This window comes from Mycobacterium spongiae, assembly GCF_018278905.1.
GTDB lineage: Bacteria > Actinomycetota > Actinomycetes > Mycobacteriales > Mycobacteriaceae > Mycobacterium > Mycobacterium spongiae.
The window spans coordinates 3,242,093-3,255,280 of record NZ_CP046600.1; the positions used below are offsets into that span (position 1 = coordinate 3,242,093).

At 65.7% G+C, this 13,188-nt stretch carries 13 protein-coding genes; 2 read left to right on the forward strand and 11 right to left on the reverse strand.

The genetic code is table 11. From position 1 onward, the window contains the following. Positions 1–5 precede the first annotated feature (5 nt). The gene (locus F6B93_RS13140; RefSeq protein ID WP_211695494.1) at positions 6–1,133 is read right to left on the reverse strand and encodes a M24 family metallopeptidase; all 1,128 of its coding nucleotides are present in this window, start codon (positions 1,131–1,133) and stop codon (positions 6–8) included. Between the two features lie 103 nt (positions 1,134–1,236). Between F6B93_RS13140 and F6B93_RS13145 the strand changes: the two genes are divergently transcribed. Next, complete coding sequence (locus F6B93_RS13145) at positions 1,237–2,211, forward strand: 5'-3' exonuclease (protein WP_211695495.1); 975 nt, start codon at positions 1,237–1,239, stop codon at positions 2,209–2,211. Between the two features lie 11 nt (positions 2,212–2,222). Here F6B93_RS13145 and F6B93_RS13150 read toward each other — a convergent pair whose 3' ends face one another. From F6B93_RS13150 to pafA, 7 genes are all read right to left on the reverse strand, one after another. After that, positions 2,223–2,972 (reverse strand): DUF4333 domain-containing protein, encoded by a 750-nt coding sequence (locus F6B93_RS13150; protein ID WP_211695496.1) that lies wholly within the window; start codon positions 2,970–2,972, stop codon positions 2,223–2,225. Positions 2,973–3,031: 59 nt separating this feature from the next. Then, entirely contained in the window at positions 3,032–5,812 is a 2,781-nt protein-coding gene (locus tag F6B93_RS13155; RefSeq protein ID WP_211695497.1) for a DEAD/DEAH box helicase, read from the reverse strand. A 24-nt stretch (positions 5,813–5,836) separates the two neighbouring features. Beyond that, complete coding sequence (gene tatC / locus F6B93_RS13160; protein ID WP_425518450.1) at positions 5,837–6,694, reverse strand: twin-arginine translocase subunit TatC; 858 nt, start codon at positions 6,692–6,694, stop codon at positions 5,837–5,839. Between the two features lie 117 nt (positions 6,695–6,811). Next, a complete protein-coding gene (gene tatA / locus F6B93_RS13165; protein ID WP_211695499.1) occupies positions 6,812–7,063 on the reverse strand; it encodes a Sec-independent protein translocase subunit TatA in 252 nt (83 codons plus the stop codon). A gap of 76 nt (positions 7,064–7,139) precedes the next feature. Further along, positions 7,140–8,126, reverse strand: a complete 987-nt coding sequence (locus F6B93_RS13170) for a helix-turn-helix transcriptional regulator (RefSeq protein WP_211695500.1) — start codon at positions 8,124–8,126, stop codon at positions 7,140–7,142. A gap of 49 nt (positions 8,127–8,175) precedes the next feature. Next, positions 8,176–9,186, reverse strand: a complete 1,011-nt coding sequence (locus tag F6B93_RS13175) for a helix-turn-helix transcriptional regulator (RefSeq protein ID WP_211695501.1) — start codon at positions 9,184–9,186, stop codon at positions 8,176–8,178. A 17-nt stretch (positions 9,187–9,203) separates the two neighbouring features. Next, complete coding sequence (pafA, locus tag F6B93_RS13180) at positions 9,204–10,562, reverse strand: Pup--protein ligase (protein ID WP_211695502.1); 1,359 nt, start codon at positions 10,560–10,562, stop codon at positions 9,204–9,206. A gap of 273 nt (positions 10,563–10,835) precedes the next feature. Here pafA and F6B93_RS13185 point away from each other — a divergent pair, with 273 nt between their 5' ends. Beyond that, complete coding sequence (locus tag F6B93_RS13185; RefSeq protein ID WP_211695503.1) at positions 10,836–11,129, forward strand: CDGP domain-containing protein; 294 nt, start codon at positions 10,836–10,838, stop codon at positions 11,127–11,129. Positions 11,130–11,283: 154 nt separating this feature from the next. Here F6B93_RS13185 and prcA read toward each other — a convergent pair whose 3' ends face one another. The 3 genes from prcA to F6B93_RS13200 are packed head-to-tail and all read right to left on the reverse strand — an operon-like array spanning position 11,284 to position 13,144. Next, entirely contained in the window at positions 11,284–12,078 is a 795-nt protein-coding gene (prcA, locus tag F6B93_RS13190; RefSeq protein ID WP_211695504.1) for a proteasome subunit alpha, read from the reverse strand. Continuing rightward, positions 12,075–12,953 carry a proteasome subunit beta gene (gene prcB / locus F6B93_RS13195; protein ID WP_211695505.1) on the reverse strand — a complete coding sequence of 293 codons (879 nt, stop codon included), beginning with the start codon at positions 12,951–12,953 and terminating at the stop codon, positions 12,075–12,077. Before prcB ends, prcA begins: the two co-directional genes overlap by 4 nt. Further along, the gene (locus F6B93_RS13200; RefSeq protein ID WP_070351488.1) at positions 12,950–13,144 is read right to left on the reverse strand and encodes a ubiquitin-like protein Pup; all 195 of its coding nucleotides are present in this window, start codon (positions 13,142–13,144) and stop codon (positions 12,950–12,952) included. The genes prcB and F6B93_RS13200 overlap by 4 nt, the downstream gene beginning before the upstream one ends. Between the last annotated feature and the right edge of the window lie 44 nt (positions 13,145–13,188).

Genomic DNA, 13,188 nt, shown 5'->3' on the forward strand with positions numbered 1-13,188 from the left:
AGACCTTAGGACACCGGCACCACGATCAGGTCGTGCGGACGGTTGTTGACTGCCCGCGCGCCACTGTCGGTCACGATCACAATGTCCTCGATGCGAGCCCCCCACCGGCCCGGGAAGTAGATGCCCGGCTCGATCGAAAATGCCATGCCGGCAGCCAGGGGCAAATCGTTGCCCGCGACAATGTAGGGCTCCTCGTGCACCGACAGCCCGATACCGTGCCCGGTGCGGTGCACGAAATACTCGGCGAGGCCCGCGGCGTCCAACACGCCGCGGGCGACAGCGTCGACCTTGGCAGCGGTCACACCTGGCCTGACCATATCGAAGGCCGCACGCTGCGCCTGTTGCAGCGTTGAATAGTGCTGTGCCACATCGTCGTTAGGCTCACCGATGCTGTACGTGCGAGTCGAGTCGGAGTGGTATCCGGGCTCGTAGGTGCCGCCGATGTCGACGACGACGATGTCACCCGCCTGCAGGGTGCGATCCGAGTATCCGTGGTGCGGGTCCGCACCGTGCGGGCCAGAACCCACAATGACAAACGCTACCTCCGAATGTCCTTCGGCCACAATTGCTTCGGAGATATCAGCGGCGACGTCGGCTTCCGTCCGGCCGGGAACCAGCAGACCCGGTACCTGGGCATGTACCCGGTCGATGGCCGCACCCGCCTGCACCAGCGCGTCAATCTCGCACTCCTCCTTGATCATCCGCAGTTCGCGCAGCACACCGCTGGCCAGCACCGGCAGCACGCCAAGCATGACGGCCAGCGGCAACAGATGCAGTGCCGGCGTCGAATCGGTGACCGCGGTCGCGGCAGAGGTGCCGCCCAGAGCGGCAGTCACCAACTGGTATGGGTCTTCGCCGTCGACCCAGTCACGCACCGGAATGCCCAATTCGCCAACGGCAGAACCCTTGAGCGAGGCCAGCTCCAGTCGTGGCACGACCAGGCTCGGCTCACCGCCGGCCGGCAGAATCAGCGCGGTGAGTCGCTCGAACGTGTGCGCGCGTGAGCCCAGCAGGTAGCGAAGGTCTTCGCCCGGGGTGATCACCAGGCCGTCGAGGCCGCTGTCGGCGGTCGCAGCCATTGCCGCGGCCAGCCGGCGGGCGTACACCGCGGTGTCGAATCGGCGAGCATCCATGCCAGCCAGGCTAGCGTCCATCCTCGAACGTCGACTTGGTGTGCCGATTTTCCCGAATGGTCGACATCAAGTCGACGTTGGGCGACGTGAGACGATAGCCCGCGTGTCCGCACCCCTGCTATTGCTCGACGGCGCCAGTATGTGGTTCCGCTCATACTTCGGGGTGCCGTCGTCGATCACCGCTCCGGATGGCCGACCAGTCAACGCCGTTCGTGGATTCATCGACTCGGTGGCGGTCGTGGTCACACAACAGCGACCCGGACGGTTGGTGGTGTGCCTCGATCTGGATTGGCGGCCGCAGTTCCGGGTGGACCTCATCCCCTCGTACAAGGCCCATCGCGTCGCGGAGGCGGAACCGCCCAGCCAGCCCGACGAGCAGGAAGTCCCCGACGAGGAGGAAGTCCCCGACGACCTGACCCCGCAGGTTGACATGATCATGGAACTTCTGGACGCTTTCGGGATCCCGACGGCGGGCGCACCGGGTTTCGAGGCCGACGACGTGCTGGGCACGCTGGCGGCACGGGAAAGTTGCGACCCGGTCGTTGTGGTGAGCGGCGACCGCGACCTGCTGCAGGTGGTAGCTGACGATCCGGTCCCCGTGCGGGTGCTCTACCTGGGCCGTGGGCTATCCAAAGCGACCCTGTTCGGGCCTGCGGAAGTGGCCGACCGCTATGGCGTACCCGTGGATCGGGCCGGGCCGGCCTATGCGGAACTCGCGCTATTGCGCGGCGATCCATCCGACGGCCTGCCCGGTGTGCCCGGAGTCGGCGAGAAAACGGCAGCCGGATTGCTGGCTCAACATGGCTCGCTGGAGCGGATCATGGCTGCGGCCCACGAGACGGCATCACCGATGGCCAAAGGACTGCGGGCCAAGCTGCTGGCCGCGTCGGCCTATGTCGAGGCCGCGGGTCCGGTCGTGCGGGTAGCCACCGATGCGCCGGTCACACTGTCCACACCCAGCGACGCGCTACCGCGGGTCGCCGCCGACCCAGCGCGCACCGCGGAGCTGGCTACTCAGCTTGGCGTGGGGTCATCGATCACGCGACTGCAGAAAGCCCTCGACACGCTGCCCGCGTGACACGTTGCGAATTACTGGGGCCGACCGACCTCGTAGGTGCCCTTGTCGTCCTGGAAGGTCACCGTGACGCGCTTGGTAGCCCCATCGATGGAGACACTGCAGTCGAATGTCGCGCCCTTCTTGACCGTCGGATTCGCACCGTCATTGCACTGCACATCTTTGACGTTCTTGGCGCCGTAGCCGTTCGTCTCGTCGGTGAGAACTTGCTGCACGCCGGCCTGTGCCCGATTGACGTCCAATTTGGTGGTAACGAAGAAGCCGGGCACCCAGAACCCGAGCACCAGAATCACGACGATGAACAGCAAGGCGATCCCACCGATCACGCCGCCGATCACCGCGTTCGAACGCTTTGCACCGGTACTCGGCTGGTCGTAGGTCGGGAACTGTTGTTGCGGGTACTGGCCAGGCTGACCGTATTGACCAGGCTGACCGTACTGGCCCGGCTGGCCATATTGGCCGGGCTGCTGGTATCCATACTGACCGGGCTGCCCGTACTGACCGGGCGTGGCGTACTGAGTGGGCTGCGAACCGAGGTCGGACTGCCCATAGCCGGGCGCGGATGGCGGGTACTGCTGCGGATAGGCCGGGTCAACCGGCTGCTGGTATTGGGGCGTATACGCCGGAGGTTGCCACCCCGCGTCCTGGTTCGGCTGCTGCTGCCAGGGAGACCCTGCCACCACGGTCGGGTCAGAGGACCGATCGGCACCCTCGCCGGGCGGCTGCCACGGCTGCATCGGGTCTGATCCCTGCGGTCCGCTCATCGTCTCTCCTCGTCCTGTGCTGCTCGCGTTAGGTGGTGTAACCGTAGCTGCGGCCCAGCCTACCCGGCGTCAACTGCGACGACGCCGCGCCGAACGTCATTGATGGCCCGTTTGGCGGTTGCCCGCAGCTCCGCATTCGGCGCGGCATTGCGAACCTGATCCAACAGGTCCAGCACCTGCCGGCACCACCGCACGAAATCCCCCGCTGACAAGGCCGTTTGGGAAGAACCGGCGTCGGCAGCGGCCAATGCCGAGGCCAGATCCCCGGTCCGTGCCCAGCGGTAGATCACCTTCACGAAGCCATCGTCAGGTTCGCGAGTCGGGGTGATCCGGTGCGTCTGCTCATCGGCCCGCAGCTTCGTGGACAGCCTCGAAGTCTGGTTGAGCGCCTTCCGTAATCCCGGTGTGGGCACCTCCGTGCCGAATGGGGCTCCGGGACCATCACCACCGCGCGTCTCGTAGAGCACCACCGAGACCACGGCCGCCAACTCTGCCGGCTTCAAACCTCCCCACGCGCCGGTGCGCAAGCATTCGGCGACCAAGAGATCGCTTTCGCTGTAAATCCGGGCCAATAGCCGTCCGTCGTCACTGACTTTCGGATCTGTAGCCGGACCCTGGATGAACTCGCGCTCGATGAGCAGCCCGACAATACGGTCGAAGGTTCGCGCCAACGAGTTGGTAGCAGCGGCCACTTTCTTCTCCAGCTGCGCATTGTCGCGTTCGATGCGCAGGTAGCGCTCGGCCTGGCGGATCTGGGCTTCGAGGCCGGGCGAATTGTGCGCCGGATGGCGGCGTAGTTGTTCGCGCAGCGAAGCCAGTTCCGGATCGTGCATGGCGCCATCCCGGTCCTTGGGGGCGCGGTGTCCTGTGGGGACGTCCAGTCCGGCGGCCGCCGATCGCAGCGCCGAGGCCAGATCACGGCGGACGCGCGGCTGGCGGTGCTCAACCCGCTTGGGCAAGGACATCGACCCCACGGGCGGCGAGGCGCCCGAGTAGTCGGCCGACGAAATCCGGCCCGCCCAGCGGTGTTCGGTCAGTACCAACGGCCGCGGATCGGAGCTGTCGCGCGCCGATTCCAGGACCACCGCAAGCCCACCGCGACGGCGGTGGGTGATGGTGATGATGTCGCCGCGGCGCAGCGCAGCCAGAGCATCGCTGGCCGCCTGGCGACGCTCCAGGCGGGATGCGCGGGCCTGCGCCCGCTCCACGTCGGAGATCTGCGCGCGCAGCCGCGCGTAATCGAGAATGGGCGCGTCGTGGCCGCCCAGCTCGGTGGCGATCTCACCGAGCATTCGCTGTCCGCGTTCGATCCCGCTGACCAGTCCGACGACGGATCGGTCTGCTTGATACTGGGCGAACGACTGCTCCAACAGGCGGTGGGCCTCTTCGGGCCCCATCCGATGCACCAGGTTGATCGTCATGTTGTACGACGGTGCGAACGAGCTACGCAGCGGAAAGGTACGGGTAGACGCCAGGCCGGCTACCTCGGAGGGTTCGACGTCCGGGTGCCAGATGACCACGGCATGACCTTCGATGTCGATGCCGCGCCGGCCGGCTCGTCCGGTCAACTGCGTGTACTCCCCCGGAGTCAACGCCGCGTGCTGCTCCCCGTTGAATTTCACCAACTTCTCGAGCACCACCGTGCGGGCCGGCATGTTGATGCCGAGCGCCAGAGTTTCGGTGGCAAACACCGCCTTGACCAGGCCGGCGGTAAACAGCTCCTCAACCGTGTGCCGGAACGCCGGCAGCATCCCGGCGTGGTGGGCCGCCAGCCCGCGCAGCAGGCCCTCGCGCCACTCGTAGTAGCCGAGTACCTCCAAGTCGGAATCGGGAAGGTCACCGCAGCGGTGTTCAATCACCTCCGCGATCTGGGCGCGTTCCTCCTCGCTGGTCAGCCGCAGCGGCGACCGTAGGCACTGACTGACCGCCCCGTCGCAACCGGCGCGGGAGAACACGAAGGTAATCGCTGGCAGCAGCCCTTCGCGGTCCAAGGTGGCGATCACGTCAGGGCGCGCGGGTGGCCTATAGAAACGGGGCCGACCGGGCCCGCCACCACGTCCCCTGCCCGCCCGACGTGAGCCACGCACCTCCGACATCCGCTCTGCTTCGCGCCGATGCGCGATATGGCGCCGCAGCTCCTCATTGACCTGCGAGTTGGGTTTGGCTCCGCGTACGTCGGGGCCACCATCTGGGTTGTGATTGGCCCCGTAGTCGAACAGGTCAAACAGGCGCTTGCCGACCAAGACGTGTTGCCATAGGGGTACCGGCCGGTGCTCGTCCACGACCACCGTGGTGTCGCCGCGCACGGTTTGGATCCAGCCGCCGAACTCCTCGGCGTTGCTCACCGTCGCCGACAAGCTGACGACCTTCACATCGTCGGGCAGATGCAGGATGACCTCCTCCCAGACCGGACCTCGCATCCGGTCGGCCAGGAAGTGCACCTCGTCCATGACTACGTAGGCAAGTCCTTGCAGCGCAGGCGAATCGGCGTAGAGCATGTTGCGCAGTACCTCGGTGGTCATCACCACCACCGATGCGTCGCCGTTGACCGACAGATCACCGGTCAGCAGCCCGATCTCGTCGGGGCCGTAGCGTTCGGTGAGATCGGTGTGCTTCTGGTTGCTCAAAGCCTTCAGCGGAGTGGTGTAGAAGCACTTGCCGCCCGAGCGCAGGGCCAGATGAACCGCAAACTCGCCGACCACTGTCTTGCCGGCGCCAGTCGGGGCGCACACCAGCACGCCGTGGCCGCGTTCCAGTGCAGCGCAGGCCTCCTGCTGAAATCCATCGAGGGAGAAGGGCAATTCGGCGGTGAACCGGGCCAGCTCCGCGAGTTCGGTCACGCCGCAGCCTTGATGCGCCGGCGGTTACGTGACGTCGTCATGAGATCCGCCGATGACCGACGGTTCGGGCGCTGGCGACGGCGGGTCGATGACCGATGCCTCGTCGTCGGGAATCGAGGCGTCGCGCTTGGCTTTCCGCTTGTCGTGTATCCGGGCAATCTGAATGGCCAACTCAAGCAGGACAGTCAGCGCCAGGCCGAGCGCCGTCATCGAAAACGGGTCGGATCCAGGCGTGAAAATCGCCGCGAACACGAACATCGCAAAGATCAACCCGCGCCGCCAGGACTTCAGCCGTTCGTAGGGCAGCAACCCCGCCATGTTGAGCATCACGATCAGCAACGGGAACTCGAAGCTGACACCGAACACGACCAGCAGGTTCAGCAGGAAGCCGAAATACCGGTCGCCGGACAGCGCGGTCACCTGCACGTCGCTACCCACGGTCAGCAAGAAACCCAGCGCCTTGGACAACACCAGGTAGGCCAGCATCGCGCCCGCGACGAACAGCACGGCAGCTGGGATCACGAACGCCACCGCAAAGCGGCGCTCCTTCTTGTACAGGCCCGGCGTGATGAACACCCAGAGCTGGTAGAACCACACCGGGCAGGCCAGCACGACCCCGGCTGCCAACCCCACCTTGAGACGCAGCATGAACTGGTCGAACGGGGCGGTGGCAAGCAGCCGGCATTGTCCGTCCGCGCTGATATCGGCGCGGGCCGACTCGGGCAGGGCACAGTAGGGATGCCGCAGCCACTCGCCGAGGCTATCCAGCCCAAAAAACGACTGGGAATACCAGATGAACCCGAAGATCGTCGTGACAACGATCGCGCCCAAGGCGATCAGAAGTCGGGTGCGCAGCTCAGTCAGGTGGTCGACCAGCGACATCGTCGCGTCGGGATTGACGCGGCTACGCCGATTGCGTGGGTTGAGTCGCCTGAGAAGACCGAAAGCGCGCGCGGAAACCCGGGAACCGTTCACTACATGCGATCAGCGACGCCTTGGCTAAGCCGGGCGTGCTTCGTTGTGGTCTTGGCCAGTAGCTGGCGGCGGGTCGACCCGCTGGGACTGTACTGGCGTGGGAGTCTCGATGGACGCTTCGGCTTTGTTCTCGTTCTGCAGTTCACGCACCTCGGACTTAAAGATTCGCAACGACTTGCCCAACGAGCGTGCCGCATCGGGGAGCTTCTTGGCACCGAACAACACGATCACTACGACAGCGAGGATCGCCCAGTGCCACGGACTCAGACTGCCCACTTTGATTACCTCCAGACGTCTCCCCGATGCTACCTCAGCAGGGGCAACCCACCGGAGTGCCCGCGCCGCGGCGTGGTCACGCCTCGTGGGCCTCGTGGGCCTCGTAGGACTCATAGGACGTGAGCGCCGCTGCCGCGGTGGCCTGTACTCGCTGGCCGAGCGACTCCGGCGCCAGCACTTGCACGGCCGACCCGAAGCCCAGCAACAGCCGGGTCATCCAGTCGGCGGAGGCGTAGGTCATGGCGACCTCGCACGAGCCATCGGGCAGTTCGCGCACGTCGCGCACCGGGTAGTACTCCAGCATCCATAGCGCCGACGGCGCCACCCGCAGCGTTGCCGCCGGCAATGCCGGGTCCGCGTCGAACAGCGAGGTATCGGGCGGTGCTTGCAACGTCAGTGCCGGCGGCGCGGCCGGCTCATCCAACTCGGTTGCCTCGACGATCCGGTCGAAGCGGAACAGCCGAACACCCTCGGCCTCGCGCGACCAGGCCTCCAGGTAGCTGTTCCCGCCGATCAGCAACACGCGGATGGGGTCGACGGTCCGGGTGGTCACCGTGTCGTGCGACGCGGCGTAATAGTCGATGGTGAGTGCGCGCTTATCCCGCACCGCGGCCCGCACCGCACCCGCGGCCCGACTCTCCGCCGGGGCGTCCTGGTTGTTCACCGCGGCCAGCGTGTCATCGTGGCCGACAGTTCCGGCGGCGGCCGCGATCTTGGCGATCGCGCTGCGCGCCGCCTGCGGGTCGACCACACCCGGAATGTCGGCGAGCGCCCGCAGCGCCACCAATAGTCCCGTGGCTTCGGGCGAGGTCAGTTTGAGCGCACGGTCGATACCCGCCGAGAAGGTCACCTCCACCGTGTCGCCCGAGAACTGGAAGTCGATCAGATCACCAGGGCCGTAGCCGGGAAGCCCGCACATCCACAGCTGGTTGAGGTCCTCCTCGAGTTGTTTGGTCGAGACGCCTAGGTCGACGGCCGCCTCCGTCCTGGTGATCCGTGGATTGGCTTGAAAGTACGGCACCATATTGAGCAGCCGGACCAGCCGCGACGAGACTGACGTCATTTGCGCCGCTCCTCCTCATCGCTCCGCTCTGCATCGTCGCCGACGCGGGTCACTGGCGCCGCTCCTCCCCGATCGCAGCATGTGCCCGCAACCGCGCCAGCACATCCTCACGCAGAGACGATGGCTGCAACACGATCGCGTCCGCCCCATAGCCGGTGATCTCGCGTGCCAAGCGGTCGCTGGATCCGATATCCAGCTCGACCACCTGACCGCTGCGACCGCCAAGTTGACGGGGCCCCAGGAGTCTTCCGGCGCGTCGCAACCCGGTAGCACGCCCGTCGGCCACCCATACCGTCGCCCGCAGACCGATCGGTGCCTCACTGACCACCTGGCTCACAATCGCGCGCAGGTCAACGCCCTCGGGCACGGCAACCGCGCCGGTCGGCCCAATCGGGGTCACCTCCGCCCCGATCCGCGACAGCCGGAAGGTGCGAGTGGCGCCCCGGTCGCGGTCATGGCCGACGAGATACCAGCGGCCCTTGTCGGTGACCACACCCCACGGCTCGACGGTCCGGGTTGCGTAGGGCTCGGCTCGCGACGAGCGGTGCGGGAACTGCACCGCTTGCCGGGAATCGATGGCCGACAAGAGGACTCCAAGGACGTCTTCAGACCCACGCAAACCCGGCATGCCGGCCGTCGACGCGATGGCCACCGGTGTCCCGATGTCTACGGGCTCAACGTCCACTCCGGCTGCCCGCAGCTTGAGTAACGCGCCCTGGGTCGCTGTGATCAACTCCGGTGACTCCCACAGCCGGGTGGCGACGGCCACCGCGGCCGCCTCGTCGGCGGTCAGCTCGACCGGCGGCAACGCATAGGCATCGCGGTTAATGCGGTACCCCTCGGAGGGATTCAGCGCCGAGGCCTTACCGACCTCGAGCGGAATGCCAAGGTCGCGCAGCTCGTTCTTGTCGCGTTCGAACATCCGGGAGAACGCTTCGGCATTGGGGCTGTCCGAATAGCCCGCCACGCTGGACCTGATCTTCTCCGCGGTGATGTAGCCGCGGGTGGACAGCAAGGCGATGACAAGATTCACCAGCCGTTCGACTTTCGAGATGGCCATCTGGTTCAGGTTAGGGGCTACATGCTCGCGATCAGCCGTTTGACCCGCTCGTCGACCGCCCGGAACGGGTCTTTGCACAGTACGGTGCGCTGCGCTTGGTCGTTGAGCTTGAGATGCACCCAGTCGACGGTGAAGTCGCGTCCGGCTTCCTGCGCGGCACTGATGAACTCGCCGCGCAGCCTGGCGCGAGTGGTCTGGGGCGGGCGGTCGACGGCATCCGCGATCTCTTCGTCGGTGGTGATACGCGCCGCCAGACCCTTACGCTGCAGCAGATCGAACACCCCGCGCCCACGTTTGATGTCGTGATAGGCCAGGTCAAGCTGCGCGATCTTCGCGTCGGACAGGTCCAAGTCGTAGCGGTCCTGGTAGCGCTGGAACAGTTTGCGCTTGATCACCCAGTCGATTTCGGTGTCGACCTTGGCGAAGTCCTGGCTTTCGACGGCGTCGAGCTGACGACCCCACAGGTCGACAACCTGCTCGATTTGCGCGTTGGGCTCCCGGGTCTGCAGATGCTCGACGGCGCGGGTGTAGTACTCCCGTTGGATATCCAATGCGCTGGCCTGACGGCCGCCGGCCAGGCGCACCGGGCGGCGACCAGTGATGTCGTGGCTGACCTCGCGGATCGCGCGGATCGGATTGTCCAGAGAGAAGTCGCGAAACGGCACCCCAGCCTCGATCATCTCCAGCACCAACGCCACGGTGCCGACCTTGAGCATGGTGGTGGTCTCGCACATGTTCGAGTCGCCGACGATGACGTGCAGGCGCCGGTATTTTTCGGCGTCCGCGTGCGGTTCATCGCGGGTGTTGATGATCGGACGGCTGCGGGTGGTGGCCGAGGAGACACCCTCCCAAATGTGCTCGGCGCGCTGGGAAAGACAGAACGTCGCAGCCTTGGGGGTCTGCAGCACCTTGCCGGCCCCGCAGATCAACTGGCGGGTGACCAGGAAGGGCAGCAGCACGTCAGAGATCCGGGAAAACTCGCCGGCCCGCACGATCAGGTAATTCTCGTGGCAGCCGTAGGAGTTACCCGCCGAATCGGTGTTGTTCTTGAACAGGTAGATGTCGCCGCCGATGCCCTCGTCGGCGAGTCGCTGTTCGGCGTCGATGAGCAGATCCTCGAGCACCCATTCACCAGCCCGGTCGTGGGTGACCAGCTGCACCAAGCTGTCGCATTCGGCCGTGGCGTACTCGGGATGGCTGCCCACGTCCAGATACAGCCGTGCGCCGTTGCGCAGAAAAACGTTAGAACTACGTCCCCAGGAAACCACTCGGCGGAAGAGGTACCGGGCCACTTCGTCCGGGCTCAGCCTGCGGTGACCATGGAACGTGCAGGTGACACCGAACTCCGTCTCGATGCCCATGATTCGGCGCTGCACCTCATTGAGGGTACTTGTTGGCTCACCGTCGCGGAGCGCAAGCCGCGCTAGTTGGACCATATTCGCTAGGTCACCGCCGGACCTCGGTGCGCCCGCGGCGCAATCAAGGCACTGTTCGGTCCCACGCGTTGCGCCTCCGACCACGGGCTCAAAGGCCGCCAAAACCTGTGACATCGGCGGTAGCGTTAGTGGTTACCGGCCGCGTTGCCGACGGTATATGCCGCCCCAAGTGCTCGGGCAACGCACCAGCGGGCGATGTGATGGGAGATCACAATGAAGCACTGCATCGTCGGAGGATTGGCTGTCGTGCTGATGACCGGAGGGCTGATCGACGCGGCGCCGCCGGCCAACGCCGGATGCCGGTATGGAGGACCCGGCGTGATCAACAAGTGCGATGGACCCATCCAGCCTGACGGCACCTGGCAACGTTGCGTGACATTTGCCAACTGGGTGCCTCACGGCGCCAGTTCTCACCTAGTGCCCGTCAAGCAATGCGATGTGCTGGGTCCGAACCATCCCCCTAGGGATATCGCCTTCGCTGACCCGCCGATGCGCATCGACGACTGAGCCGCGAACCCCTCGCGAACGGCGAGGTCGCCGACCGCAGTAAGCGCTCAATGCGACCGAGACACAATCGCACCATCGACGAGGGGCGCTGCGTGCTGAGGGGACGGATTCCCTAGCGCCGCCGTCGGTGCTGTCGCCACCTGACGACGCATCGTCAGCTGTCCGATGCTTTGCCGTCGGATTTCGAGCCCTTGGATCCGTTGGAATCCTTCGAATCCTTGGAACCTTTCGAACCCTGGGAACCAACCTTTTTCAGCAGCGTCTCCAACGCGGCGCCACTGATTCGGCGAAATGCCCGCCGCGGTCGTTTGGCGTCGAGAATGGCAACCTCCAAATTGGAGACACCAAGTGCGGGCTGGTCGCTGCCGTTGGCGCTGCCGGCGCGCAACGCCTCCATCGCGATCCGAACAGCGTCGGTGAGGTCGGCGTTCTCGGCGTAGGAATCCTTGAGGGCGGTGGCGATCGGCTCGGTGGTGCCGCCCATCACGACGAAATGCGGCTCGTCGGCGATTGACCCGTCGTAGGTAATGCGGTACAGCTCAGGCGGTTTCGTCTCGCCGTAGTGCGCGACCTCGGCGACGCACAATTCGACCTCGTATGGCTTGGCTTGCTCAGTGAAGATGGTGCCGAGGGTCTGCGCGTAGACGTTGGCGAGCTGCCGGCCGGTGACGTCGCGGCGGTCGTAGGCGTAGCCGCGCGTGTCGGCGAACTGGATCCCGCCGCGCCGCAGATTGTCGAACTCGTTGAACTTGCCCGCGGCCGCAAATCCCACGCGATCGTAGAGCTCACTGATCTTTTGCAGCGACCGCGATGGGTTCTCGGCGACAAACAACACACCACCGGCATAGGCCAGCGCAACCACGCTCTTGCCCCGCGCGATTCCTTTGCGCGCGAGCTCGCTGCGCTCGCGCATCGCCTGTTCGGGCGAGATAAAATACGGGAAGCTCACTTCTCACCGCCGTCTGAGCCCAAAGCGTCTGCGCCGGAACGGCTTTCGATGATATTGCGGGCCAGTTCGGCGATGCGGCTCTCCGGCACGTCGGCCGCGCCTTCCGCGTCGATAGTGACCGCCGTGGGGAAGATACCGCGGACTAGGTCCGGCCCGCCGGTGGCAGAGTCGTCGTCAGCGGCGTCGTAGAGCGCCTCCACCGCCACCCGCAGCGCCGTCTCGCCATCGGTAACCTGCGAGTACAACTTCTTCATCGATGACTTCGCGAAGATCGAACCCGACCCCACCGCCTGGTAACCCTCTTCCTCGATGTTCCAGCCGCCGGCGGCGTCGAAGGAGACGATGCGACCGGCCGTCTCCGGGTCGGAGGCGCCGAGATCGTAACCTGCTAGCAGCGGCAGCGCCACGAGACCCTGCATTGCGGCCGCCAGATTGCCGCGCACCATGATCGCAAGCCGGTTGACCTTGCCGGCGAAGGTAAGCGGTACCCCCTCCAGCTTCTCGTAGTGCTCCAACTCGACCGCATAAAGGCGCGCGAACTCGACTGCGACGGCGGCAGTGCCCGCGATGCCGGTCGCGGTGTAGTCGTCGGTGACATACACCTTGCGGACGTCACGCCCGGCGATCATGTTGCCCTGTGTCGATCGCCGGTCTCCGGCGATCACAACCCCACCGGGGAACTTCACCGCGACGATCGTGGTGCCGTGCGGCAGATGCCCGCCAGCATCGTGAGGGTGTGCCCTATCGCCGAGGTTGGCCGGCAACAGCTCCGGCGCCTGGCGGCGCAGGAAATCGGCGAACGATGAGAGGTCTACAGCCGGGGCTGAAGACAATGACGGGTTAGTGGGCAGGCGGTCGGGTAACGGCCAGATCACTGTCCGCCCTTTTGGACGTACGCGCGGACAAAGTCCTCAGCGTTCTCCTCAAGGACGTCGTCAATCTCGTCGAGCAGATCGTCGGTCTCCTCAGTCAGCTTTTCGCGACGCTCCTGGCCAGCGGCGGTGCTGCCGGTGACGTCGTCATCATCGCCGCCGCCACCGCCGCGCTTGGTCTGCTCCTGAGCCATCGCAGCCTCCTGCTTCGTCATTGGCCCCGTTTAACGGCCGCGCG